Annotated in this window: 23 protein-coding genes; all 23 read left to right on the top strand. The window is 51.6% G+C overall.

Annotated features, from left to right (window positions below):
- Nucleotides 1-88: 88 nt before the first annotated feature.
- A complete protein-coding gene (locus ACR9FF_RS00275) occupies nt 89-829 on the top strand; it encodes a hypothetical protein (protein ID WP_435168159.1) in 741 nt (246 codons plus the stop codon).
- Between the two features lie 158 nt (nt 830-987).
- A complete protein-coding gene (locus ACR9FF_RS00280; RefSeq protein WP_127497000.1) occupies nt 988-1,803 on the top strand; it encodes a DUF817 domain-containing protein in 816 nt (271 codons plus the stop codon).
- A 109-nt stretch (nt 1,804-1,912) separates the two neighbouring features.
- Nucleotides 1,913-2,197: a sporulation protein YabP gene (yabP, locus tag ACR9FF_RS00285; protein ID WP_127496999.1), complete on the top strand. Its 285-nt coding sequence runs from the start codon at nt 1,913-1,915 to the stop codon at nt 2,195-2,197.
- On the top strand, nt 2,194-2,802 hold the full coding sequence (gene yabQ / locus ACR9FF_RS00290; protein WP_435168162.1) for a spore cortex biosynthesis protein YabQ: 609 nt from the start codon (nt 2,194-2,196) through the stop codon (nt 2,800-2,802). The genes yabP and yabQ overlap by 4 nt, the downstream gene beginning before the upstream one ends.
- Before the next feature lie 18 nt (nt 2,803-2,820).
- A complete protein-coding gene (locus ACR9FF_RS00295) occupies nt 2,821-3,132 on the top strand; it encodes an FtsB family cell division protein (protein ID WP_012772057.1) in 312 nt (103 codons plus the stop codon).
- Between the two features lie 97 nt (nt 3,133-3,229).
- The gene (locus ACR9FF_RS00300; protein WP_127496997.1) at nt 3,230-3,718 is read left to right on the top strand and encodes a S1 domain-containing RNA-binding protein; all 489 of its coding nucleotides are present in this window, start codon (nt 3,230-3,232) and stop codon (nt 3,716-3,718) included.
- Nucleotides 3,719-4,410: 692 nt separating this feature from the next.
- On the top strand, nt 4,411-6,903 hold the full coding sequence (gene spoIIE, locus ACR9FF_RS00305; protein ID WP_127496996.1) for a stage II sporulation protein E: 2,493 nt from the start codon (nt 4,411-4,413) through the stop codon (nt 6,901-6,903).
- A gap of 227 nt (nt 6,904-7,130) precedes the next feature.
- Nucleotides 7,131-7,859: a vWA domain-containing protein gene (locus ACR9FF_RS00310; RefSeq protein WP_127496995.1), complete on the top strand. Its 729-nt coding sequence runs from the start codon at nt 7,131-7,133 to the stop codon at nt 7,857-7,859.
- On the top strand, nt 7,843-8,760 hold the full coding sequence (locus ACR9FF_RS00315; protein ID WP_201008787.1) for a serine/threonine protein kinase: 918 nt from the start codon (nt 7,843-7,845) through the stop codon (nt 8,758-8,760). Before ACR9FF_RS00310 ends, ACR9FF_RS00315 begins: the two co-directional genes overlap by 17 nt.
- 53 nt (nt 8,761-8,813) lie before the next feature.
- Nucleotides 8,814-10,241: a tRNA lysidine(34) synthetase TilS gene (gene tilS / locus ACR9FF_RS00320; protein WP_435168165.1), complete on the top strand. Its 1,428-nt coding sequence runs from the start codon at nt 8,814-8,816 to the stop codon at nt 10,239-10,241.
- 54 nt (nt 10,242-10,295) lie between these two features.
- Nucleotides 10,296-10,835 (top strand): hypoxanthine phosphoribosyltransferase, encoded by a 540-nt coding sequence (hpt, locus tag ACR9FF_RS00325; RefSeq protein WP_012772064.1) that lies wholly within the window; start codon nt 10,296-10,298, stop codon nt 10,833-10,835.
- A 104-nt stretch (nt 10,836-10,939) separates the two neighbouring features.
- Entirely contained in the window at nt 10,940-12,952 is a 2,013-nt protein-coding gene (gene ftsH / locus ACR9FF_RS00330; RefSeq protein ID WP_435168168.1) for an ATP-dependent zinc metalloprotease FtsH, read from the top strand.
- Between the two features lie 329 nt (nt 12,953-13,281).
- Entirely contained in the window at nt 13,282-14,349 is a 1,068-nt protein-coding gene (locus ACR9FF_RS00335) for a BMP family lipoprotein (RefSeq protein ID WP_127496991.1), read from the top strand.
- 109 nt (nt 14,350-14,458) lie between these two features.
- Nucleotides 14,459-16,003: an ABC transporter ATP-binding protein gene (locus ACR9FF_RS00340; RefSeq protein WP_435168170.1), complete on the top strand. Its 1,545-nt coding sequence runs from the start codon at nt 14,459-14,461 to the stop codon at nt 16,001-16,003.
- Nucleotides 16,004-16,009: 6 nt separating this feature from the next.
- Entirely contained in the window at nt 16,010-17,104 is a 1,095-nt protein-coding gene (locus ACR9FF_RS00345; RefSeq protein WP_127496989.1) for an ABC transporter permease, read from the top strand.
- Nucleotides 17,101-18,063 (top strand): ABC transporter permease, encoded by a 963-nt coding sequence (locus tag ACR9FF_RS00350; RefSeq protein ID WP_201008784.1) that lies wholly within the window; start codon nt 17,101-17,103, stop codon nt 18,061-18,063. Before ACR9FF_RS00345 ends, ACR9FF_RS00350 begins: the two co-directional genes overlap by 4 nt.
- A 250-nt stretch (nt 18,064-18,313) precedes the next feature.
- Nucleotides 18,314-19,252, top strand: a complete 939-nt coding sequence (gene nadA, locus ACR9FF_RS00355; RefSeq protein WP_012772070.1) for a quinolinate synthase NadA — start codon at nt 18,314-18,316, stop codon at nt 19,250-19,252.
- Between the two features lie 46 nt (nt 19,253-19,298).
- Nucleotides 19,299-20,915, top strand: coding sequence for an L-aspartate oxidase (gene nadB, locus ACR9FF_RS00360; protein WP_435172014.1), 1,617 nt, complete (start codon nt 19,299-19,301; stop codon nt 20,913-20,915).
- Nucleotides 20,908-21,792: a carboxylating nicotinate-nucleotide diphosphorylase gene (gene nadC / locus ACR9FF_RS00365; protein WP_435168173.1), complete on the top strand. Its 885-nt coding sequence runs from the start codon at nt 20,908-20,910 to the stop codon at nt 21,790-21,792. The genes nadB and nadC overlap by 8 nt, the downstream gene beginning before the upstream one ends.
- Nucleotides 21,789-22,559, top strand: a complete 771-nt coding sequence (locus tag ACR9FF_RS00370; RefSeq protein ID WP_127496986.1) for a type III pantothenate kinase — start codon at nt 21,789-21,791, stop codon at nt 22,557-22,559. The genes nadC and ACR9FF_RS00370 overlap by 4 nt, the downstream gene beginning before the upstream one ends.
- A 2-nt stretch (nt 22,560-22,561) precedes the next feature.
- Entirely contained in the window at nt 22,562-23,461 is a 900-nt protein-coding gene (hslO, locus tag ACR9FF_RS00375; RefSeq protein ID WP_127496985.1) for an Hsp33 family molecular chaperone HslO, read from the top strand.
- 19 nt (nt 23,462-23,480) lie between these two features.
- A complete protein-coding gene (locus ACR9FF_RS00380; protein WP_164775574.1) occupies nt 23,481-24,455 on the top strand; it encodes a peptidylprolyl isomerase in 975 nt (324 codons plus the stop codon).
- Nucleotides 24,456-24,615: 160 nt separating this feature from the next.
- Complete coding sequence (cysK, locus tag ACR9FF_RS00385) at nt 24,616-25,554, top strand: cysteine synthase A (protein WP_127496983.1); 939 nt, start codon at nt 24,616-24,618, stop codon at nt 25,552-25,554.
- The last annotated feature ends 95 nt before the right edge of the window (nt 25,555-25,649 follow it).

Below are 25,649 nucleotides of genomic sequence, written 5' to 3' on the forward strand. Positions count from 1 at the left end.
CCCATAAACATGGCTTAGAATTCGCCGGATCAATCCCGTCTAAGGGCGGGAAGCCGGTTCACCTTGATGCTCAGGAGGTAGACAACCCTTGATTCCCGCCATGACGAATTTGCCCGAAGTCCGTCCTTCAAAGGGCGGAGGCGTATTGGGACTAACCTTTTCTCTCTTTATTAAAAATGCCGCAGTGCTGCTGTTCATAACGGCAATCACAATCGTGCCGGTCGAACTCATAATCTGTTACGGTTTTTCCAACGTGTCCATCGATAATATTCTCAAGGATATTATCATCTCCCAGCTATTCCTAACCTTGCTGACCCCCGTTGTCGTTTACTGCTTAATTGAGAGACTCCGGGGCGGCAAGGGCAGCGTTGCCGATGCTTACCGCTGGGGGCTCCGCAAGTGGCCTCGGATGATCATGTATAGTTTTCTCCAAAGCGTCATTTTTTCGGCGGGGCTCCTGTTGTTCGTCATTCCGGGTTTGTTCATGTACGTCAGGCTTCTGCTGCTTCCCGCTGTCGTCTCGATTGAGAATACCTCCGTGACGAATCCGCTCGAGAGCAGCCGCAATATGGCCGCAGGACAATTCTGGCGTTTTCTCGGACTTGGCCTTGTTGTCAATCTAGTTAATTTTCTCTTAGGCTTGGGTGCAAGCAAGCTGCTGCTAGAGTCGGGGATGATCAACGGGATTACGGTTACGCTTTATTATCTGTTCATAGACTGGTTATCGCTGATTGGGGTTATTCTATCTCTCGTTCTTTATCTCAAGATCAGGACGGAGCAATATGCGGCGGCTGCCCGGGGGGCGGAAGAAGCTGCGGTAACGGCATAAATAGTTAAGGAAAAAGAGCATTTCTCCGAACGGGGAAGTGCTTTTTTCATTCTCCGGAACAAACATATCAATGATATCATTAAATATTTATTGTAAAACGATAAATATCTGTGGTACTTTAATGGTGAATTTCCATCAAGCAGAGGAGGGGCATACTTATGGAATTGCAGCCCTTATTGAATGCCGTCTGGATTCGCCGTATATGGCAGCTTTTTATTTTTGGTTATCAGCAGGCCATGTCCTGTATTTTTCCTGTTATTATATTCGCTTCTCTTGCTTTAACCAAGGTTATATCCATACCTTACGTTCATCGTTACGATCTGCTTTTGCTGATCTGCCTGTTTGCCCAGATTGGAATGGTGGTATTTAAACTGGAGACGATCGACGAGCTCAAGGTCATTTGCATGTTCCATATTATCGGATTGATGCTTGAACTGTACAAAGTGCATATGGGTTCTTGGTCTTACCCGGGGGAAGGCTGGTCGAAGCTGTTTGGGGTGCCGCTCTACAGCGGGTTTATGTACGCCAGCGTTGCGAGCTATATCTGCCAGGCATGGAGGAGGCTGTCGATCTCCGTATACGGGTGGCCGCGGCAGCGTTATGCCGTAATGGTGTGCGCTGCTATTTATCTAAACTTTTTTACCCATCACTATTTGTGGGATATGCGGTGGCTGCTGACGCTGCTTCTGATTATCGTCTTTTACCGGACATCCTTTGCTTACAAGGTGGGGGGGAGGGAGTACCGCATGCATGTCGTGCTGTCCTTCCTGCTTATCGGCTTTTTCATCTGGCTCGCGGAAAATATTTCGACGTTTATGGGGGCATGGGCCTATCCGGACCAGGAGCATACCTGGCATATTGTCCACCTGGGAAAAATCAGCTCCTGGTTCCTGCTTGTTGTCATCAGCGTCATTATCGTTGCGCAGCTGAAGCGCGTAAAAAGCGCCAGAGACGGAGGAAATCCGGCGCTCTAGCGAAACCGAATATGAAAGAGTAGAATTGCCCTCGCGCGAATGTTCTAAAGTTCGTCCAACCCCCATAAGCTAGTCTCAAGCTATGCTTTCGAAGTGGAGGGACGGGTCAATGGTTGAACAAAGCAAAGGGCAGAAGCGGCAGGAAGTCAAAATGCTGAACCGCAAGCTGCTCGAAATTACCGGCGTATTAAATGTGGAAAGTTTCGACAGCGAAGAGTTTCTGCTCGATACCGATCTTGGCTTCTTGATGATAAAAGGGCAAAACCTGCATATCAAGCATCTCAATCTGGAGCAAAACCTTGTCGCCATCGAGGGGTATGTCCATTCACTCGCCTATTTGGACGCCAATACCTCTACCAAAACTAAAGGCTTATTCGGAAAGCTGTTTAAGTGACCTCCTTAAGCCTACAGTTTCTCACAATGGGGATGATGCTGCTGTCAGGCATCGGGATGGGCGTGATCTTCGACGGCTACCGGGTTGTGTCGAATGAATTGCGCTTCCCGCGGTGGACGCTGCCGGTACTCGATATGGTGTACTGGCTTGCCGCATCGCTCATCGTATTTCGTGTGCTGTACGCCAGCAACTATGGCGAGGTGCGGGCGTATGTATTCCTCGGCTTGCTTATTGGCGTGCTAAGTTATTATTGGCTGCTGAGCAAACCGGTCATCCGTACGGTAAAATGGCTGATTGATGCGGTACGAGCCCTCATCCGGTTCACGCTGCGGACATTTGACCTTCTAATTGTGAAGCCGGTCGTCCTTTTATACCGGTTTATCCGCGTATTAATCGGATTTGGGACCGCACTCACTATTTTCCTGTTAAAAATTGTGCTACAATTGGTTCGTCCGTTCTGGCTTTTGCTGCGTTTTCTGCTTGGTCCGCTTACGCGCCCGCTATGGCGATGGCTTGGACCAAAGCTTTCCAGCCTGCAGCTCAAAGAAAGATGGGACAAGATCCTATCGGGCGTTATTAAATTATGGAAACGCCTGTTCAAATGATTTAGGAGGTTTACCGTTATGACGACTGCCACAGCCAATCCATCGACAGGGAACGCAGGATCCAAACGCCGTCTGCGCATATGGGCCATGTGCATCACTCTATTTTTGTGCTGGGCGGCGTATACCTTTATTGGTCAAATCAAGGATGCGCGTGCCACGCAGGCGCAATTGACGGAGATCAAGAAGCAGGTGGATGATTCCACTTTGCAGTCTAAGCAGCTTCAACAACAGATCGATCGGCTTAACGATCCGGAATATATCAGACAACTTGCAACGAAGGAACAAGGAATGGTAACACCTGGAGAACAACAGATTCAGGTCATTAAATAGACGCTACAACGGGTGAACGTCTGTTGACCTTACTTTGACGATTCGGTTATAATCACGATAGTAACGCTATTTAGCTTAGGGAGGAACATTTTATTTTATGGCAATTGAAGTAGGAGCCAAGTTAGAAGGCAAAGTGACAGGCATAACGCATTTCGGAGCATTCGTTGATTTGTCCGGGGGTGTCACAGGGCTCGTTCACATCTCGGAAATTGCCGATAACTACGTCAAAGACGTGAAGGATCACCTGAAAATTGACGATGTTGTTAAAGTCAAAGTGATCAACGTTGATAAAGACGGTAAGATCGGACTTTCCATTAAACAGGCAGTTGACCGGCCTGAGGGCCAAGCAGCACCACAACGTGAACCACGTGCAGGCGGTGGCGGCGGTTTTAACCGTGGAGGCGGCGGCGGTCAAGATCGCGGTGGACGTCCTTTCAACAAGCAGTCGGCTGGCAGACCGTCTTACAACAAACCGTCATTCGAGGATAAAATGTCTCGCTTCCTGAAAGATAGCGAAGAACGTATCTCCTCCCTGAAGAAAAATACCGAAGGCAAACGCGGCGGCCGCGGTGCTAAACGGGTCTAAGCTGGATTTTATACAATCATATGAGGGCAGAACCTAAACGGTTCTGCCTTTTTTACCGCAATGGACCATGAATATGGTCCATTCGGCGATAAAACCTACCGCTAAACGCGGTCGCTCCTCCTCGAATTGCATCGATAAGGGTTTTCTCACGGCAGCACGCCTTCTCGTCACTCCCCAAACTCTATGTTTATAAACGATTCAAGCGGGGGAATTAAGACCATCCCGTACGGAGCGACAAACTTCCTCATAAAAGCAGACTTCAATTGTCTTCGTGAGGCAGCGAACGGAGTTCTACGAAGCCCCTTCTCGCCCCAGACGCAAGAAAAAAACGCTCCATTCACGTTTTTTGGCCCCCCGCTATGCACATTTTTCAAAAAATATACCTCATTTCAAAAAAAGTTTCAGCTTGTTTCCCCGATACTCCCTGCAATCCCGACAGCAGAAAACAAAGAATTCACGGACAGAACGAGGCGCGACGCGACGGTTTTTGTTGAAGCAGCAGCAGTGCCAATAGTCATGTGTCAGGTTAAAACCCAGTAACGGCACGTATTTGAAAGCGTTGACAATTTGTCGGTGAAGGATTTGGCTTTTGTCGGAAAAAACTTTGGCACGCCCACGTTAAACTGACAAACTTCATACGGACATGCTCCTATAATGAGAACCACAACAAAACGAAATGGGTGGTGTTCGATATGAAAAAAGAAAACGTGATTATGTTTCCCGCAGGTGAGCAACAAATGGGATGGGGACGTTCCATGATGGAGAAGGGCCGTGGATGGTTATCTTCGAGAAGGCTGGTCCAGCTGGTGCTTGCGAAAAAATGGACAATCATGCTTGTGGGCCTTGGCTTCCTGCTCGGAAGGGCGGTGATCCTGGAATCCCTGATGCCCTTCGCTGCGGCTTACTTTGCGGTCGTCTACTTTCTTCGAAAAGACGCGTTCGCCTGGACAGCCGTATCGCTGGTCGCCGGGAGCTGGTTCGCGGTTACGCCCGCACCCTTATGGATTGGGATGGAGCTCGCCGTTCTATTCTTATTATTTAAAGGCCTGGAGGCTTACGAGAAAGCGGAGCTCGGGACTGCTCCCTTACTCGTCTTTATCTCCACCTTACTTGTGCAGCTATTTGGACTCTTCATAGGAGATACGATGAGCTGGTATGGGTTCATGATGGTGGTGGTAGAGGCAGCGCTCAGCTTTGTGCTTACGCTTGTCTTTATTCAGGCCATACCGGTTCTGACCATGGCGAAAAAAACCGCCTCTCTCAAGAATGAAGAGATTATCTGCCTGATGATTCTGCTTGCCTCCGTAATGACCGGAGCGGTAGGCTGGCAAATTTACGGTCTGTCCGTTGAACATATTATGTCGCGCTTCCTGCTGCTATTGTTTGCCCTTGCAGGCGGAGCTCCGCTTGGAGCCTGCGTCGGCGTAGTTGCCGGACTTATTCTTAGTCTCGCCGACTTTAACGCGGTTGTGCAAATGAGCTTGCTTGCTTTCGCGGGTCTATTGGCCGGCCTTCTGCGCGAAGGCGGTAAAGCCGCGGTTGCCTTCGGCATGCTGCTCGGCACCTCGATCCTCGCGATCTATGTGGGAAGCGGATCGGATGTGATGACATCGACATGGGAGTCGGTCACCGCAGCTGTCCTGCTTATGCTTACCCCAAAAATTATGATTCGAACCATCGCCCGCTATGTTCCGGGTACAAACGAGCATGCCAAGTCGCAGCATGAGTATGCTAAGCGCGTACGCGATGTAACGGCGGAGCGGGTATCCCAATATTCGGAGGTGTTCCGCCAGCTCTCGAAGAGCTTTGGCCAGCTCAATAACACGGCGGGTGCCGTGAAGCAGGAGGAGGAGCTTAATCATTTCATGCAGGCGGTGTCGGCGCGAAGCTGCGCGGATTGCCACCGGAATAAGGCTTGCTGGGAGGGCAAGTATTTTCAAACCTATCAAATGATGAAGGACATGATCTCGGCGGTGGACGAGGATCGCATTCCAACGCACAATATGCCGCGCACATGGGCGTCCCATTGCGCGAAGCCTGCTCAGGTGCTTGGCATTATCGAGCAGGAGTACGAGCTTTATAAGAATGATATGCACTGGAAAAAGCAAATATTCGATTCCCGGCAGCTGGTGGCGGATCAATTATCGGGCGTATCGCAGGTGATGGAAGACCTGGCGCATGAAATTAAAAGGGAGGGACAGACCCTGCACCTGCAGGAGGAACAGATCCGTGAAGCCTTGGAGGGACTGGGATTATCCATACAGGAAATTGAGGTCATTAATCTGGAAGAGGGGAATGTGGAAATCGAACTGTATCACCATTTTGCCAGGGGCTACGATGAATGCCGCAAAATTATCGCTCCGCTCTTATCGGATATACTGGGCGAGCATGTGGCCGTCAAATCGGAGAGACCGGCAGAGAAGAATGGCGAACCAACCCTTGTCGTGTTTGGTTCGGCCAAGGAATTCGAGGTGGAGACAGGCATTGCCGGTGCCGCCAAAGGAGGCGACCTGCTGTCGGGAGACAGCTTCAGTATGCTGGAGCTTGGCAATGGCAAATTCGCCGTAGCCATTAGTGACGGCATGGGCAATGGAGAACGCGCGCGCCAGGAGAGCAGCGCAGCCCTGTCGATTTTGCAGCAGCTTTTGAAGTCCGGGATGGACGAGAAGCTTGCCATCAAATCGGTCAATTCGATTCTTCTCTTGCGATCGCCGGATGAGGTGTTCGCGACAATCGATCTGGCGATGATCGATTTATATACGGCGAGGACGACCTTCATGAAGATTGGCTCGACGCCAAGCTTTATTAAACGAGGAAACGAGGTGATTCCCGTAACGGCGAATAATTTGCCGGTCGGTATTTTACAGGATATTGAATTCGACCTGATCTCCATGCCGCTGCAGCCGGGCGACACGATCGTCATGATGAGCGATGGGATATATGACGCGCCGGGACATGCGGTCAATAAGGAGATGTGGATGAAGAGGATTATTCAGGAGCTGAAAACCGAAGAACCGCAGGAAATGGCCGATGCCTTGCTGGAGACCGTGGTGAGGTATCATGAGGGCGATATTAAAGACGATATGACGGTGCTTGTCGCAAAGATCGATAAGCATTTGCCGGAATGGGCGTCATTCCGATGGCCGGGAATCAACCGGCTGGAGCGGCCGCGGACGGTTAGCTGAAGGAGGCAGATGACAAATGGGCGGATGCAGGCTCTTGGACGAAAGCGCGGCAGTTTGCGCTTTCGCTCCGGGAGCCTTTTCGCATGGCTTAGGCATGATTATAAATTTTTCATTGCAGGGGCTGCATAATTTCTCGGGAAATAGGGCAATCTAGCGGTTTATCCCTCGCTTCAAACGGCAAAACTAATAGAGAGGTTATGCTTGTTTTGAAGAGGAGGCAAGGAATAATGAAACAAATATTGCTGGTGACGGATGGCTGCTCCAACGTCGGAATGAGTCCGGTTGTAGCGGCGGCGCATGCGAAGTCGGAAGGTATTGCGGTTAACGTGGTAGGAATTCTCGATTACGGCGATGTGGGAGAACTTGGTGCATCCGAAATAGAAGAGATTGCTCGCGCCGGAGGGGGCCTGAGCAGGCTTGTGAATATGCGGCAGCTGTCGCAGACGGTTCAAATGATGACGAGAAAAACGGCGGTTCAAACGATTCAGCTGGCGGTCCAAAAGGAACTGAAGCAGGTGCTTGGCAACGGTTCGATCGAAGCGCTCCCACCCGAGAAGCGGAGCGAGGTCGTCCGTGTTATCGACGAGCTTGGAGAGACATCCAAGCTGCAGGTTGCCCTGCTGATAGACGCAAGCGCCAGCATGAAGCCTAAGCTTCGCGCGGTGGAGGAAGCGATTCATGATCTTATGCTAAGCCTGCAGGCGCGTCAGGGGCAGAGCGAGATTGCCGTGTTCCATTTCCCAAGCAGCAAGCATGGCGAGGACTGCAAGCTGGATCTGGATTGGACCGATAATCTGAAAGGCATTTCTTCTATATTTACGAAATTCCCCATGAGCGGGACAACGCCGACGGGTCCGGCGATGATGCAAGTCATTGATTTTTACCGGCAGGGGGATTATGGTAAGAAGAGCAGAAACGATGAAACGGATGGGATGATGAGTGACTACGTCGTTTAAGTTGAATCTCCGCCGCGGTGCCGTTGTAACGGGGAAATGGAAGCACTCCCGTTATCGAGTCGAGCGGTTGCTTGGAGAGGGAGCGAACGGCAAGGTTTATCTCGTTCATGCCGACCGCGGCTGGTGCGCATTAAAAGTAGGGATGGACGCCATTGATCTGCAGTCGGAGATCAATGTTCTGCAGGCTCTCGAGAAGCAGGACCGGAAGCAGACTTACCTTTATGAAGTGGATGATCTGCTTGGAGAGGATGGCAAAGAGTATCCTTTCTATATTATGAGATACGTGCGCGGCGTAACGATTTCCGACTTCCTGGATAAAAACGGGCCCGAATGGTTCCCGCTCATTGGTCTTAACCTGCTTGGCAAGCTGGCCGAGCTTCACCGCAGGGGCTGGGTATTCGGCGATCTGAAGATCGATAACGTGCTGGTGGCCGACTACGGGTATGTGGAGCTTGTCGATTACGGCGGCGTTACGGCGATGGGCAAAGGGATCCGCCAGTTCACCGAAATTTATGACCGAGGCTTTTGGAATGCGGGCTCGCGCTCGGCGGATGCCAGATACGATCTGTTCTCCTTCGCCATGCTTTGCATCATGCTCCATGAGCCGAAGAAGCTTCACGCGCTGACGGGAGGGTTGCCGCAAATCCGTTCAACCGAAGAGCTGGAACGTTTAATTGGCGAGTGCAAGGGGCTGGCTCCCGTAGCGGGATGGCTGAGGCAGGCGCTCGGCGGGCAATTCTTCGACGCTTCGGAAGGAGCGGAGGCCTGGAGGAGACTGCTGCACCGCAGGGATACGCGGGTCAAAAGCGCAAAGACGCCCGGATGGCTCAAAGGGCTTGCCGCCGTGTCGGCCGTTGTGCTTGGCATTTCGGTTTACTGGCTGCTTCGAAGTGGTATATAGCTGATATATAGAAGAAACATATACTAAAAGGGAATGGGGAGATACATACGCATATGGAAACGGGAGACCATAAGCTGCTGAACGACATGATGAAATACGCAGCAACCGAACAGCTATGGTCAAAGGGCGACCGAATCGTGGCTGCCGTATCCGGCGGTCCCGATTCAATGGCTCTGCTGCATCTGCTCTGGCTTGCAGCCCGGCAGGAGCAGCTTACGATTATTGCGGCCCATGTCAATCATGGCTTCCGCAAGGAGGCTTCCCGGCAGGAGGCGGAGATTGTCCGCCAATACGCGGTGAAGCTGGGCGTGCCTTTCGAGATGATTGAACTCGATATGCCCGCATACATAGAAGAAACGGGAATGAATGCGCAATCCGCGGCGCGGGAGAAGCGTTACGCTTTTCTGCATGAAATCGCGGTAAAATACGATGCATCCTCCATCGCGCTTGCCCATCATGCCGATGATCAGGCGGAGACGGTGCTGATGCGGGTCATCCGCGGAGCGGGCCTAACCGGCCTTGCGGGAATGGCCGCCAAACGGAAAGAAAAAAACGTGGAACTTATTCGACCATTACTTCGTATGAACAAGTCAGACATTGTGCGCTACTGCTCCGGGCAGGATATTCCTTATTGCCTCGACGGCAGCAACAATGAGCGATATTACTTTCGAAATGTCGTTCGGCTGGATGTTATCCCTTATCTTTCGCAATTTAATCCTCAGCTTACCCACTCGCTCAGGCGGATCGCCGATGTGGCGGGGGCGGAGGATGACTGGATGGAGCTTGAAGGACACCGGCTCTTTGCATCGCTCGTAACGTCGTCGCCGGATGAATGCAAGCTTAATGCCGGCGAGCTTGTCGGTCTTCATGTCGCTTTACAAAGAAGATTGATTAAACTAATATTAAATTATCTTTCGAAGGATGCAGAAATTGCCTCCTTTGACGCGATTGAGACGATGCGGCTTGCGGCAGCCCCTGCAGCCCCGAGTACCTGGCGATACGACGCAGGCTCGGGTGTTCGGTGCATCCGCGAGTATGGCAGCATCCGATGGGTGCGAGTGCTGAACGCATCGGGCACGTCCGAAGATAGCTATGCCTTTTCCATTTCCGGGGATTCGAAGTCGGCGTTTATCACGGCCGGCGGAAGAGCGCTGCATATCGAGCGGCTGAAGCGGGGTGAAGCGGTAAGACCTGCGGGACGGAGCGAGGTTTGCTTTGATGCGGACCAGCTTGATTTTCCGCTTACGGTACGTAATCGGCAGCCTGGCGACCGAATTCAGGTTTTAGGATTAAATGGGTCCAAAAAAGTGCAAGATATGTTCGTTGACGAAAAGATCGCGCCATCCGAGCGTGAGCGATATCCGCTGCTGGTTGATGCGAATAACCGCCTGCTCTGGATTCCGGGGATACGACGTTCAAGCCATGCGCAAACCGGTCATGAGACAACGGACTTCCTGTTCATTCGAATGGAGAACGAATAAGAAGCACTGCTGTATTCATAATTATAAAGTGAAAGATATAGGAGGATTTACATTTTGTTGAACGATATTAAAGAGGTACTCTACGACGAAGGCCAAATCAAGGCGAAGGTGAAGGAGCTTGGGGAAACGTTAAGCCGCGACTTCGACGGGCGTAATCCGCTCGTTATTTGCGTCCTCAAAGGTGCGTTTATTTTCATGTCTGACCTGGTCAAAGAGATGCCGATTAAACTTGAGATCGATTTTATGGCGGTATCGAGCTACGGGGCTTCGACCAAATCGTCGGGCGTCGTAAAGATTATTAAAGATCTTGATGCCTCCGTGGAAGGGCGTGACGTCCTGATCGTCGAAGATATTATTGACAGCGGTCTGACGCTGAGCTACCTGATCGATGTGCTGGAACGCCGCAATGCCAAGTCGGTAACGGTTGCCACGCTGTTCGACAAGCCTGCACGCCGGTCGGTTGATCTTGAAGCGGACTACACCGGATTCTCGCTGCCGGATGAGTTTGTTGTCGGCTACGGCCTCGATTACGCAGAGAAATACCGCAACCTTCCGTTCATCGGAATTCTGAAGCCGGAAGTTTACGAGAAATAGAATTTGCGGTTAAACCGGCATGTCTCCCCCTCGCTCTTGGTTCTATTGAGATGGAAAGTCATGCTATGTTAAAATATTAAAAGCGTCTTGAGAGGAGGTAGGGGATGAATCGGATCATCCGTAATACTGGATTTTATTTGATCATCTTTTTAGTAACGGTTGGGATTATTCAGTTTATCAGCAGCCAAAATAATACTACCGTCGGAATTCGTTACGATCAGCTTCGCCAAGCGATCAGTTCCAATAACGTGGAAGAGCTGACCGTGAAGTACGATGGTTATACTTATTTGGTTTCAGGTAAATATAAAGAACCGCCTGCGGACTCCAAAAACGGAGAAAAGAACTTCTCCTCGCGTATCGGTCTAGAAGCGGGGCAGGATATTCTTGATGCAGAGAAGCAATACGGATTTAAGCTGAACTACAAGCCAATGGATACACCCAGCATCTGGCTTACGTTCCTTACTTCCATAATTCCGTTTGTGATCATATTTATTTTGTTCTTCTTCCTGATGAATCAAGCTCAGGGCGGCGGCGGCAAAGTGATGAACTTTGGCAAGAGCCGCGCAAGGCTGTACAACGAAGAGAAGAAGCGCATTACCTTTGAGGATGTGGCGGGTGCCGACGAAGAGAAGCAAGAGCTTGTCGAAGTCGTTGACTTCCTGAAGGATCCTCGCAAATTCAATGTCGTGGGCGCACGTATTCCGAAGGGCGTATTGCTTGTGGGTCCTCCGGGTACCGGTAAAACGCTCCTTGCCCGTGCGGTTGCCGGCGAGGCAGGCGTGCCGTTCTTCAGCATCTCCGGTTCGGACTTCGTGGAAATGTTCGTCGGTGTCGGCGCATCCCGTGTCCGCGACTTGTTCGAGAATGCGAAGAAAAACGCTCCGTGTATCATCTTTATCGACGAGATCGATGCGGTTGGTCGTCAGCGCGGCGCCGGACTTGGCGGTGGACATGACGAACGCGAGCAAACGCTCAACCAATTGCTCGTTGAGATGGACGGCTTTGGTGCCAACGAAGGCATTATTATCGTCGCTGCGACGAACCGTCCGGATATTCTTGACCCGGCGCTTCTTCGTCCGGGACGCTTCGACCGTCAAATCACGGTTGACCGTCCAGACGTAAAAGGCCGCGAAGCGGTATTGAAAGTCCATGCGCGCAACAAGCCGCTTAACAAAGATGTGAAGCTTGATGTGATTGCAAAACGTACGACGGGCTTTACCGGCGCGGATCTCGAGAACCTGCTGAACGAAGCAGCGCTTCTTGCAGCCCGCCGCAACAAGAAAGACATTGCCATGCAAGAGGTTGACGAGGCGATTGACCGCGTAATCGTCGGTACGGAGAAGAAAAGCCGTGTCATCAGCGATCGCGAGAAACGGATCGTCGCTTACCACGAAGCTGGTCATACCATTGTCGGCTACTTCCTGGAGCATGCGGACATGGTACACAAAGTTACGATTATCCCACGCGGCCGTGCCGGTGGTTACGTCATTATGCTTCCTAAGGAAGACCGTATGCTCGTAACGAAGCAAGAGCTGCTTGATAAAGTTACGGGTCTGCTTGGCGGACGCGTTGCGGAGGAATTGTTCATTGGCGAGATTGGTACGGGCGCATACAGCGACTTTAAGCAAGCGACCGGTATCGTCCGCAGCATGATCATGGAATACGGTATGAGCGATAAGCTTGGTCCGATGCAGTTCGGCCAATCGCAAGGCCAAGTATTCCTGGGCAGAGATCTTGGGCATGAGCAGAACTACTCCGATAAGATCGCTTACGAGATTGATCAGGAAATGCAATTCTTCATCAACGATTGCTACGCTCGCGCGAAGCAGTTGTTAACGGAGAAGAGCAGAGAAGTACATTTGATCGCTCAAACGCTTCTTAAAGAAGAAACGCTCGAGCTTGAGCAAATCAAGAATTTGATCGAATCCGGCGGTCTTGAAGGCGGAGATGAGCCTTCAGGAGAAGGAAGCGGTGCAGCGGAATCCTCGTCCGAGCCAATCGTAGATACGATCGGCGGCGTGAAGGTCCGCATTCAAACCCGCGATGCAGGCGAGATTACGCCTCCTGAGCTGGATGAACAAAAACCAGACGACGAAGATCCGAATAAAGGATCCTAATTAAAAAACAGCTGTCCAATGTTTGCTTGATAGCAAACGAAGGACAGCTGTTTTTGTTTATCGTTCGGGTTTTGAGGGTATTCATTAGAGGACTAACCAAGACTTGTTAGCTATTTGTCCGAAAATTTCGAATTTTACTCGCACAAATGTTACATAATTGATATGTTGTTTAGTGAACAAAATTTCTGTGTCAAATTAGTTGACATAATGTGATTGACGGCTGTTAGATTGTAATTATAATTAAGGAGAATAGTGGCGCTGGACATCAAGAATAATAAAGATAGTGCAATTGCCCTAAACACAAATATAAAGCAGGGGAGAGAACAGGTATGAAGAAACAAGTTGGTTTAATGCTTATGATCATCCTGGCGTTGACATTTGTCTTGTCCGCATGCGGCAGCAAGAGCCATGACAACACCAATAACTCTAACAAAGGCGGCAACGAGGGTGCTGCATCCCCGGGTACTTCTGGAGCGACTTCCAAACTTAAGATTGGCATGGCTACAGACGTTGGCGGCGTTAATGACAAATCCTTTAACCAAAGCGCTTGGGAAGCTCTGAAGAAAGTAACGGCTGATACCGGTGCTGAAACCAAATATCTTGAATCCAAAGGCGATGCCGACATGGAGCCGAACTTGAAGGCTTTCGTATCGGAGAAATATGATCTGACTTGGGGTATCGGCTTCCTGTTTACGGACGCGATGACGAAAGTCGCAACAGAGAATCCAAACTCCAAATTCGCGCTTATCGATGCTGAAGTTGATCTGCCTAACGTTGAATCCGTATCTTTTGCGGAAAATGAAGGCTCCTTCCTCGTTGGCGTTGTTGCCGGTCTGATGACGAAAACAAACAAAATCGGTTTCGTAGGCGGCATGGAAATTCCGGTTATCAAAAAGTTCGAGGCCGGCTTTAAAGCTGGTGTAGAAGCGGTTAACCCTGAAGCTGCAAAAAGCATGAAAATCAACTATGTAGGCGACTTCTCCAAGCCTGACCTTGGCAAGCAAGCGGCTGCAACGATGTATGACGCTGGCGTCGACATCATCTTCCATGCTTCCGGCGCATCCGGTAACGGCGTATTCAACGAAGCTAAATCCCGTAAAGACGCTGGCAAAGACGTATGGGTAATCGGCGTAGACAAAGACCAATCGCTCGAATTCGGCGACGAAATCACACTGACTTCCATGATGAAGGGTGTAGAAACGGCTGTTTATAAAGTTTCGACGGACCTGATCAACGGTACATGGCAAGGCGGCAAAGTCGTAACGCTTGGTCTGAAAGACAATGGCGTAGGTTTGCCTGAGACTTCCACGAAAAACGTTCCAGCTGATGTTCTTGCGAAAGTTGAAGAGTACAAACAAAAAATCATCAGCGGCGAGATCACGGTGCCAGTTAAATAATTTTCCTCGCGAAAATATTTGATGTCGCTGTGTCAAGGCAAGGCCGGCAGTAAGCCGGTCTTGTCCTTTTTTGCCATACAGGTAGAAACCCCGGGGGGATGATGAAAGAATGGACCGGAGCACAACGGCTGTTGAACTAAAAGGAATAACGAAACGTTTTCCAGGGTTAGTGGCCAATGACAACATCAATTTTGAACTGAAAAAAGGCGAGATTCATGCACTGCTCGGCGAGAACGGGGCGGGCAAATCAACGCTGATGAACATTTTGTTCGGTTTGTATCAGCCTGAAGAAGGCGAGATTTGGGTTAACGGCAAGAAGACCGTCATTGACGGTGCAGGTAAGGCAATCGAACTAGGGATCGGCATGGTCCATCAGCATTTCAAGCTTGTGCAGCCGTTTACGGTGGCAGAGAATATCGTGCTCGGCAACGAGCCGTCGAAATTCGGTTTTTTGAAATATAGAAAAGCAAATCAGAGAGTTCGGGATCTCTCCGAACGTTACGGATTGAAAGTAGATCCGCAAATGCGGATTCAAGATATTACAGTCGGCATGCAGCAGCGGGTAGAGATTCTGAAGACCTTGTACCGCGGTGCCGATATTCTGATCTTCGATGAGCCAACAGCCGTACTGACGGTTCAGGAAATCGAAGAGCTGATTGAAATTTTACGGAACCTGGCGGCAGAGGGCAAATCGATTATTTTGATTACCCATAAGCTGAAGGAAGTTATGGCGCTGGCGGATTCGGTAACGGTTATCCGCAGAGGCAAGGTTATTCGCACCCTTCCAACATCGGAAACAAACGAACGGCATTTGGCCGAGCTGATGGTCGGCAGAGACGTCACCTTCGAAGTCGAGAAATCGAAAAAGGAGCCTGGCGATGTTGTGCTGTCCGTTGATTCGCTGCGTATGAAGGGCGATCAAGGCAAGCAGGTTCTCGATGGCATCAGCTTTGATGTGCGCGCCGGTGAGATTCTTGGTATTGCAGGGGTTGACGGCAATGGCCAAAGCGAGCTTATTTATGCGATTACGGGGATGCGCGGCGTTAACGGCGGAAGCGTAAACCTGAACGGCAAGGATATTACGAACCGAACGCCGCGCGAAGTGTCGCTGGCCGGTATAAGCCATATTCCGGAGGACCGGCACAAGCATGGTCTTGTCCTTGATTTTACGCTGAGCGAGAACATGATTCTCGGCAGTTATTTCGATCCGCAGTTCGGCAAGAACGGCTTTATCGACTTTAAGGCGATGGACACGCTGGCCGATAAGCTGGTCAACGAATTTGATGTCCGCGGCTCCGGTATCCATGCGAAAGCGCGCTCGCTCTCCGGCGGCAACCAGCAAAAGGCGATTATCGCCCGCGAGCTCTGGAAAAACCCGGACCTGCTTATTGCGGTTCAGCCAACGCGCGGTCTCGATATCGGTGCGATCGAATACGTACATAGGCGGCTTGTCGAAGCGCGGAATGAAGGCAAAGCGATTCTGCTCGTTTCCTTCGAGCTGGATGAGCTATATTCCTTGTCCGACCGAATCGCGGTTATGTACGAAGGACGTTTGATGGGTGAAGTGGATGCCGATCATCGCGACGATCAGCAGCTTGGCATGATGATGGCAGGCGATGCATCCGCAGTAGCTGCAACCGAAGGGAGGAAGTAGAACGAAATGAACACGATGAGAAAAATATTCGACAAGTCTTCCTTCCTCGTGCCGCTCGTGGCGATCATTCTTGGTCTTATCTGCGGCGCGCTTGCGATGCTTGCGGGTGGATACGATCCTTGGATGGCGTATACTGCCTTGGTGAAGAAGCTGTTCGGTAGTCCTTACGATATCGGCGAAGCCATCCGTGCGATCACGCCGCTTATCTTTACCGGTATTGCGGTAGCTTTTGCTTTCCGTACAGGCCTCTTTAACATTGGCGCTGACGGTCAGTTTTTAATGGGGATGACAGGCGCAACGATTGTCGGGGTAACGCTTGATTTGCCATGGTATATTCATGCGCCGCTAGCGATTATCGTAGGCGGCCTGTTTGGCGGCCTGTGGGCGGCGCTCGCCGGTTACTTGAAGGCAGCGAGAGGCGTTAATGAGGTTATCTCCTCCATTATGCTGAACTGGATCGCCCTATTCCTGTCCAACTATATCGTAGGCACGTATCTCGTCATGGAAGGCCAGCAGAAATCGAAGCCGGTTCACGAATCGGCGCTTGTATCGATCAAGTGGTTGTCCGAAAGCATGGGCAATGCCCGTATGCATTGGGGAACGCTGATTGCGCTCATCGGTGTGGTCGTGTTTTACGTTATCTTGTGGCGCACGAAAAAAGGCTACGAGCTCCGCGCGGTTGGCCTCAATCCGAACGCTGCGCTGTATGCGGGGATGAACGTTAACCGCACGATCATTACTTCGATGTTTATCAGTGGCGTGTTCGCCGGACTTGGCGGCGTATTCGAGATTCTTGGCGTCTTTGGTTACCAGACGGTTATGGCCGCGTCATGGGGTTACGGCTTTGACGGTATCGCGGTTGCTCTTCTTGGCGGTAATACGCCAATCGGCGTATTCCTTGGCGCCGTGCTGTTCGGCGGATTGAGCTACGGCTCGGCTGGCATGAGCTTCGGAGCGAATGTACCGCCGGAGATTGTACGGATCGTTATCGGATCCATTATCTTCTTTGTCGCTTCGCATGGACTCGTGAAGTTCTTCCTGAAGCCGTTTATGGCTCGCCGCTCGAATAAAGGCAAGTCGGAAGGAGGCAGTGCCCTGTGAACGCACTAGATACAATCGGACAATTAATTAGCATTACGCTTGTTTTCTCAACCGCTCTGATCTTTACCGGACTTGGCGGCGTGTTCTCGGAGCGGTCCGGCGTCGTGAACATCGGCCTTGAGGGACTTATGATCGCAGGCGCTTTTGGGGCTGCCGTATTCGCCGATCAAGCCATTCAGGGCGGGATGAAGCATGGCGCTCCGTGGATCGGACTTCTTGCCGGTCTGGTTTTGGGACTTGTGGTGTCTCTGCTGCATGCGGTTGCCACGATCACGTTTAAAGCCGACCAGACCATTGTAGGCGTCGTTATTAATATTTTGGCGGCGGGCCTTGCCATCTATCTGACGAAAAGCCTTTATGAAGGCTCCGGACAAACACCAACGCTGGAATATGTGTTTAATCCGGTCGCTATTCCGGGACTATCGGATATTCCTTTGCTCGGCAAAGGTATTTTCACGGCCTACCCAACCACCTATATTGTGATCGGTGTTGTTATTCTCAGCTATATCGTTCTGTACCGTACAACCTTTGGCCTCCGCCTCCGTGCGGTGGGCGAGCATCCAAGCTCGGCTGATACGGTTGGCATCAGCGTAACGAAGTACCGTTACATCGGCGTTATGCTGAGCGGTGCATTGGCCGGACTTGGCGGTGCAACGATTGCGCTGACAACAACAAGCAACTTTGCCCATAATACGATTTCCGGTCAAGGCTTTATCGCGATTGCGGCCGTTATTTTCGGTAAATGGAATCCGCTTGGCGTAGCCGGAGCGGCGATCTTCTTCGGGATGGCGCAGGCGCTTCGGAACTGGGCGCAGCTGTTCGAATGGTCGCATCATATTCCGAACGAATTTTTCTATATGCTTCCGTATTTGCTGACGCTTCTTGTGCTTGCCGGCGCAGTTGGACGCTCGGCGGCGCCAGGTGCGCTGGGCGAGCCGTATGATCCGGCGAAAAGGTAGCCGGAATCCCTTTGAGGCAGCCGTTTATGCCCTCTTCTCCACTTCATGCAAAATTTGCTGTGGAGAAGAGGTTTTTTATTGTCTAAATACATTGACAGCATCCTGCACCTGGAGTAAATTAAACCTTAACAAAAGAATCATAAATAGGCCATTGACTTTGAAATAGTTTGTGCATCAATTCACAAAGTCTGGATAGCCATAATCGGAATGGGACTCATCGCCCATCCCTCATAAGAGGAGAGGATCAACTGTGGAAGCACTGGCGCTGGAACGCAAGGCGGAACAGAATCGTGAACTGCGTGAAAGGCTCATGCAATTGAAGAAGGAACGCAATGCCATCATTCTTGCCCATTATTATCAACGAGACGAAATTCAAGAGGTGGCCGATTTCCGCGGGGACTCGTTCCTGCTCGCGCAAAAGGCTGCACAAACCGATGCGGACGTTATTGTTTTTTGCGGCGTTCATTTTATGGGAGAAAGCGCGAAAATTCTGGCTCCTAACAAAACCGTCATTATCCCCGACGAACGGGCCGGCTGTCCAATGGCCGACATGGTTAACGTGGACGGCTTGCGCAAGCTGAAGGCACAGCATCCGAACGCGACTGTTGTTACGTATATTAACTCTTCTGCGGAAATCAAAGCAGAGACGGATATTTGCTGTACCTCGGCCAACGCCGTTAAAGTGGTAAATTCGGTTGAAGGCGATGAAGTCATCTGGGTACCGGACAAAAACCTTGGCCACTACGTGCAGCAGAACACCGACAAGAAAATGATTATCTGGGAAGGTTATTGCAACACCCATGATATGCTGACGGTGAAAGACGTTGAAGAGATGAAGGCGAAATATCCGAACGCTCAATTTGTCGTGCATCCGGAATGCCGTCCGGAGGTTGTGGAGCTTGGCGATTTCGTCGGCAGTACAACGGCTATTATTAAATATTGCAAAGAATCGGATTGTCAGGAGTTTATCGTTGGTACGGAGGACGGTACCGGCTACCAATTGCGTCTGGACAGCCCGAACAAGACTTTCCATTTTGCATCCAAATATTTGGTTTGCCCGAACATGAAAGTGAACAACTTGAAGAAGCTGGTGAAATGCCTGGAAACCATGCAGCCTCAAATTTACGTTCCTGATCATGTTGCGGACGAGGCCCGTAAGTCCCTGGAGCGCATGTTACTCGTTAAATAGGAGGAGCATGCGCTACTCCTATGCTTGGAGGCGCATTACGAAGATGATGATACCAAGATATCTTGTTGATTTGTCACTCGAGGACTTGCCGGTAATAGAGAAGGACGTTATTGTGATCGGGGCCGGCATCGCCGGTCTTTTTACCGCACTTCGGGCAAGCGAGAATAACCAGTCTGTCTTAATGATTACGAAAAAATCACTGCTCGACAGCAATACGCGTTACGCGCAGGGCGGTATCGCGGCCGTCATCTCGGATGACGATTCCCCGGCTTACCACCGAGAGGATACGCTTATCGCGGGGGCCGGCCTCTGCTCCGAGGATGCCGTTAACGTTCTGGTTCACGAAGGGCCGGAAGGGGTTAACAATCTGATCAGAATGGGCACGCAGTTCGATCTCGAGAACGGTGAATTCGCGCTGACCAAGGAAGGCGCGCATAGCCAGCGCCGCATCCTCCATGCCAACGGCGATGCAACGGGTTTCGAGATTGTGCGCGCCCTTTCGGAGAAGGCGACGGCCGACCCGGGCATTGACGTGTGGGACGATCATTTCGTGATCGATCTTGTTACGCAGGATGGCGAATGCTGCGGAGCGATCGTGCAGAAGCCCGACGGGCACCGCTTGTACGTAAGAGGCAAAGCGACGATTCTCTGCTCCGGCGGGACGGGACAATTATATCGTTATACAACGAATCCGGATGTCGCCACCGGAGACGGCATTGCAATGGCTTACCGGGCAGGCGCGCTTATTCAGGATATGGAGTTTGTGCAATTCCATCCGACTTCGCTGTGTTATCCCGGCGCTCCGCGTTTCTTGATCTCGGAGGCCGTACGCGGTGAAGGCGCTTATCTGCGCAATATCCGGGGCGAGCGGTTCATGGACCGTTATCATCATCAGCTGGAGCTTGCGCCGCGCGATGTCGTGGCACGCGCTATAGTAAGCGAGATGGAAGAGACGAAATCTACTTTCGTCTATTTGGATATCACGCATGAGTCGCCGGAAATGGTGAAGCATCGTTTCCCTACGATTTACGAATTCTGTCTGCAATACGGGCTGGATCTGACAACCGACTGGATCCCGGTTGCGCCGGCTGCCCATTATATGATGGGCGGAGTCAAAACCGACCTGTTCGGGGAAACCAATATAAGAAGACTGTTTGCATGCGGAGAAGTATCGTCTACCGGCGTTCATGGCGCGAACCGCCTGGCGAGCAATTCGTTGTCGGAAGCGATTGTGTTTGGCAAACGGATCGTAGACAGCATTATGAAGCTGCCGCAGCTGGAGACGAAGCCTGTTATTGAAAAGGAACAGCCGCGCAGCGGCGCGCCTATGCAGGCGGTAGTCGAGAAAAGGCTGAAGCTGCAGAAGGTGATGGTACGGTATGCCGGACTTCGCCGTGACGCGCATGGTCTTGAGAGAGGGCTCGAGGAACTGAAGCGCCAGCTGCCGTTCTTCCAATCGGTTCTGACCAAACGCGAGGAATACGAGTTCGCCAACCTGCTGACCTGCGCGGTTCTGACTACGGAATCCGCGCTTCAGAGGGAAGAAAGCCGAGGCGGTCATTTCCGGGAGGACTTCCCGGAGAAGAATGACGAGGTGTGGCGCAAGCATACCGTAATGCAACGGCTGCAAGGAACGACAGAGGAGCGAATTATTCATGTTTGATACAACATTTGGCACCTATAACCATGCCCTGCGCGAGCAAATCCGCAGCTGGCTGGCTGAAGATATCGGAAGCGGTGATATCACGACGGCAACTACCATCCCGAGGGGCTCGCAGTCGACAGCGGTGATCCATGTGAAAGAGAGCGGGATTATTGCCGGTCTTCCGGTTGCGCGGATCGTTTTCGAGATTGTGGACCCGGCGCTTAGGTTCGAAGCAAAAGTACAAGACGGCGAGTATGCGGAAAAGGGTACGGTCATCGCAACCGTAGAAGGCAGTACCCATAGCCTTCTCACCGGCGAGCGTCTGGCGCTTAACCTGATGCAGCGTATGTCAGGCATCGCAACAAAAACGAATGCTTTCGTAACGGCGTTGGAAGGCTTGCCGGTCCGTCTTGTGGACACGCGCAAAACAACGCCCGGCCACCGGATGCTGGAGAAGTATGCGGTCCGAGTTGGCGGAGGGGCAAATCACCGGTTCGGTTTATATGACGCCGTAATGATCAAAGATAATCATATCAAGGGCGCGGGCGGAATCCGCCAGGCTGTTGAAGCATCCCGAGCGGCGATCCCACATACAATGAAGATCGAGGTAGAGGCGGAGTCTCTTGAACAAGTGGAAGAGGCTCTGGCTAGCGGCGCGGATATTATTATGCTCGATAACATGGCACCGGCGCTGATGACGGAAGCGGTAAGCCTCATTAAGTCGCGCTCGCCTCATGTTATAGTAGAAGCATCGGGCAACGTGCGTTTGGATACGGTTCGCGCCATTGCAGCCTGCGGCGTAGACGTTATTTCCGTCGGCGGCTTGACCTATTCGTTTAATGCCCTTGATATCAGTCTGGATTTGAATGAGAAAAAAGGAGGCGCGCGGACGTGATTTTAGTAATCGATGTGGGCAATACAAACATCGTTCTGGGCGTCTATAAAGGCAAGGAACTGCTGCATCATTGGCGGCTCAGCACGAACCGCTCGGCGACCGTTGACGAGTACGGCATGAACATACACAATCTGTTCCACTATGCGGGAATCCGGATGGAGCAGATCGAAGGCGTTATTATCTCCTCGGTTGTTCCGCCGCTCATGCGTGCCCTCGAGCAGCTATGCATGAAATATTTGCGCAAGACGCCGCTTGTCGTGGGTCCGGGCATTAAGACAGGGCTTAATATCCGCTATGAGAATCCTCGCGAGGTCGGAGCCGACCGGATCGTGAACTCCGTTGCGGGTATCGTGAAATACGGCTCGCCGCTTATCGTTGTCGATTTCGGCACGGCCACAACGTTTGACTATATCGATGCTTCGGGAAGCTACCTGGGCGGAGCGATCGTGCCCGGCATCGGCATTTCCACGGAAGCTTTGTACCAGCGTGCGGCAAAGCTGCCGCGTATTGAATTGGTCAAGCCGAAGAGCGTCATCGGCCGCAATCCCGTTACGTCCATGCAAGCCGGGATCATCTACGGATACGCCGGACAAGTTGACGGTATCGTGAACCGGATCAAAAAAGAATTCCAAGTAAGCCCGCGCGTTGTAGCAACGGGAGGGCTTGCGGAGTTAATTAGCACGGAATCGGAAACGATAGAAGAAGTCGATCCACTTCTGACGTTGGAAGGATTGCGCATTATTTACGAACGGAATCAGGAGGGATAACCATGGAGCAGTTACCAGACGTACTCGTCCGGGGTACGGCGTGGGGAGGTAAAATTCGCGTATTTGCAGCCTGCACAACGCAGCTTGTAAACGAATTGCAGCGGCGTCATCAAACATTGCCGACTGCAACAGCCGCTTTTGGGCGCACGGCTACGGCTGCCGCCATTATGGGAGCCATGCTGAAAGGCGAGGAGCAGCTGACGGTAAAGGTAAAAGGCGACGGTCCAATCGGCCAAATCGTCGTTGACGCGAATGCGCACGGCGAGGTGCGCGGGTATGTCGATAACCCGGATGTCCTGCTGCCAAGCAACGAGCACGGGAAGATTGACGTTGCCGGCGGGGTAGGCCGGAACGGTTATCTCCACATTATCAAGGATCTCGGCCTCAAGGATCCTTATCTCGGCAGCGTACCGATTGTATCGGGCGAGCTGGGCGAAGACTTCACTTATTATTTCGCCGTATCCGAACAGACGCCTTCCGCAGTTGGACTTGGCGTGCTTGTGGAGCCGGAAGGAAAAGTCACTCATGCAGGCGGTTTTATTTTGCAGCTTCTGCCGGGCCTTACCGATGAGGAGATTACCCGTCTTGAGCAGGCTATCGGTTCCATTCCGCATGTGACGAAGCTGATGGAACAGGGCGAAACGCCGGAAGGCATCCTTCGCAGGCTGGTAGGAGACGATCTGCATATCCACGATTCGCTAGAATTGAAATTCCAATGCAAATGCTCGCGGGATCGGGTGGAGCAGACACTGATCAGCCTTGGGGCATCGGAGCTGGAGCAGATTATTGAGGAAGACGGCAAGGCAGAGGTGGTCTGCCATTATTGCAATGAGGCTTACACGTTTGACCGGGAGCAGCTGCAAGAGCTGCTTGACCAGGCGAAGCCAAAGCTCGTGCAATAATGCCGGAGGCAATGGGGAAATGAAGAAATACGGGGTATTAAAAGCAGTTGTTGTTCTTCAAGCGATCTGTATGATCGTATTAAGCGTGGCGGTTATTGTGAAGCTGTCTCCGTTCTCGGACGATCCCGACAAGCATGATCCCGATTCGGAGACAAAGGCGCAAGCCGGGGATACGCCAAGCGATTCCGATCACTCGCGCAGCGAAGGAATCGCCGCAACGGTAGGCGGGTTTCCGATTACGGCAGCGGATTTGGCCGATCAGCTTAAGCGGCAATATGGCGACAATGTACTGCGGACCATGATGGTTCGCAAGGCGATTGACCTGGAAGCTGAGGCTCAGCAGTTAAGCCTGTCCTCCGAGGAAGAGGAGAGGGAGCTTACCGCTATGATGGACGGCTATGACAGCGAGCAAGTTTTTTATGAAGTAATGAAAGAGCAGCTTGGCATGACGAAGAGTGATGTAGAGGAAGATATAAGGTACCGTCTGCTGCTCGAGAAAATTGCTATTCTAACCGTTAATCTGTCCGAAGTGGAGATCGAGAATTACATAGCGGCTCATCCGGAGCAATTCGCGGACCGGCTAAGGCTTCATGTGCAGTGGATTGTCACGGATACGGAGAAGGAAGCAGACGATGTGCTTGATAAGCTTACGGCCGGCGATACGTTCGAACAGCTTGCGCTGGAGTATTCGAAGGATGCGAATACAGCGGATACGGGCGGCGACCTTGGTCTTATCGATTCGGATGATCCGTTCTATGATGCCGATATGCTGGAGGAAGCCGGCAGGCTGCAGACCGGCGAGTCGACCGGACCCATTAAGGTGCCGGAAGGCTATGCGGTTATTCGCGTGCTGGAGCGGCAGAAGACGGACGGCCTGTCCGGCCATGTCCTGTACGATACCGCCCGCAAGGAGCTGGCGCTGTCCAAAGCCAAGCCGCTTAACGAGATCGAGGATGATTTGCTCGAGAAATACAACGCAGAGATTACCCCTTAGGAGCACTTATCTATTATCTGGAAGCCGCCCACCGGGCGGCTTCTCCCTTTTCCTGTCAATTCAAGAAAGAAACTATTGACAACGGATGCGAGAGATTGATAAGATGTTAGTAGTGAAAAAACCAACTAAATTAGTCGGAATAAGGGAGGCAATTATTCTCATGGCTAGAATCGTTAACAGCGTAACTGAACTTATTGGTGATACACCGCTTGTCCGTTTGAACCGTCTTGTACCGGAGGACAGCGCGGAAATCTATGTAAAGCTTGAGTACCAGAACCCGGGCGCAAGCGTTAAAGACCGTATCGCGATCAGCATGATCGAAGTAGCGGAGCAAGAAGGCGTTCTGAAGCCTGGCGATACAATTGTCGAGCCTACAAGCGGCAACACGGGTATCGGTCTTGCGATGGTAGCTGCGGCAAAAGGCTACAAAGCGATCCTCGTTATGCCTGAAACAATGAGTATCGAGCGCCGCAACCTGCTTCGTGCTTACGGTGCTGAGCTTGTTCTGACTCCAGGATCCGAAGGCATGAACGGAGCCGTTCGCAAAGCGGAAGAGCTGGCGAAAGAGAATCCGTCCTATTTCATCCCGCAACAGTTCAAGAACCAAGCTAACGTAAAAGTACACCGCGAAACAACAGGTCCGGAAATCGTAGAAGCGATTAACTCGCTTGACGGCAAGCTGGATGCTTTTGTTGCCGGTATCGGTACTGGCGGTACAATCTCGGGTACGGGCGAAGTGCTGAAGAAGAACTTCGAAGGTATCAAGATTTACGCGGTTGAGCCTGCTGCATCCCCGATCCTGTCGGGCGGCAACCCAGGTCCTCACAAAATCCAAGGTATCGGCGCCAACTTCGTGCCGGATATCCTGAACCGTGAGATTTACGACGGCGTTATTACCGTTGAGAACGAAGAAGCTTTCGAATATGCACGCCGTGCTGCAAAAGAAGAAGGCATCCTGTGCGGTATTTCTTCCGGCGCCGCGATCTTTGCTGCTCTGAAAGTAGCGAAAGAGCTCGGTAAAGGCAAACGCGTTATTGCGGTTGTTCCTTCGAACGGCGAACGTTACCTGTCTACGCCTCTGTTCAACTTCGAGAACTAATATTGTCCCCTATAAGTCCCCCGTTCTTAGGAACGGGGGCTTTTTGACGTTTGCGGAGGCTTTTTGTATACTTAGCAAATCATAGCTGATCGGAG

It is taken from the genome of Paenibacillus glycanilyticus, from assembly GCF_051200795.1.
Classification (GTDB): Bacteria; Bacillota; Bacilli; order Paenibacillales; family Paenibacillaceae; genus Pristimantibacillus; species Pristimantibacillus glycanilyticus.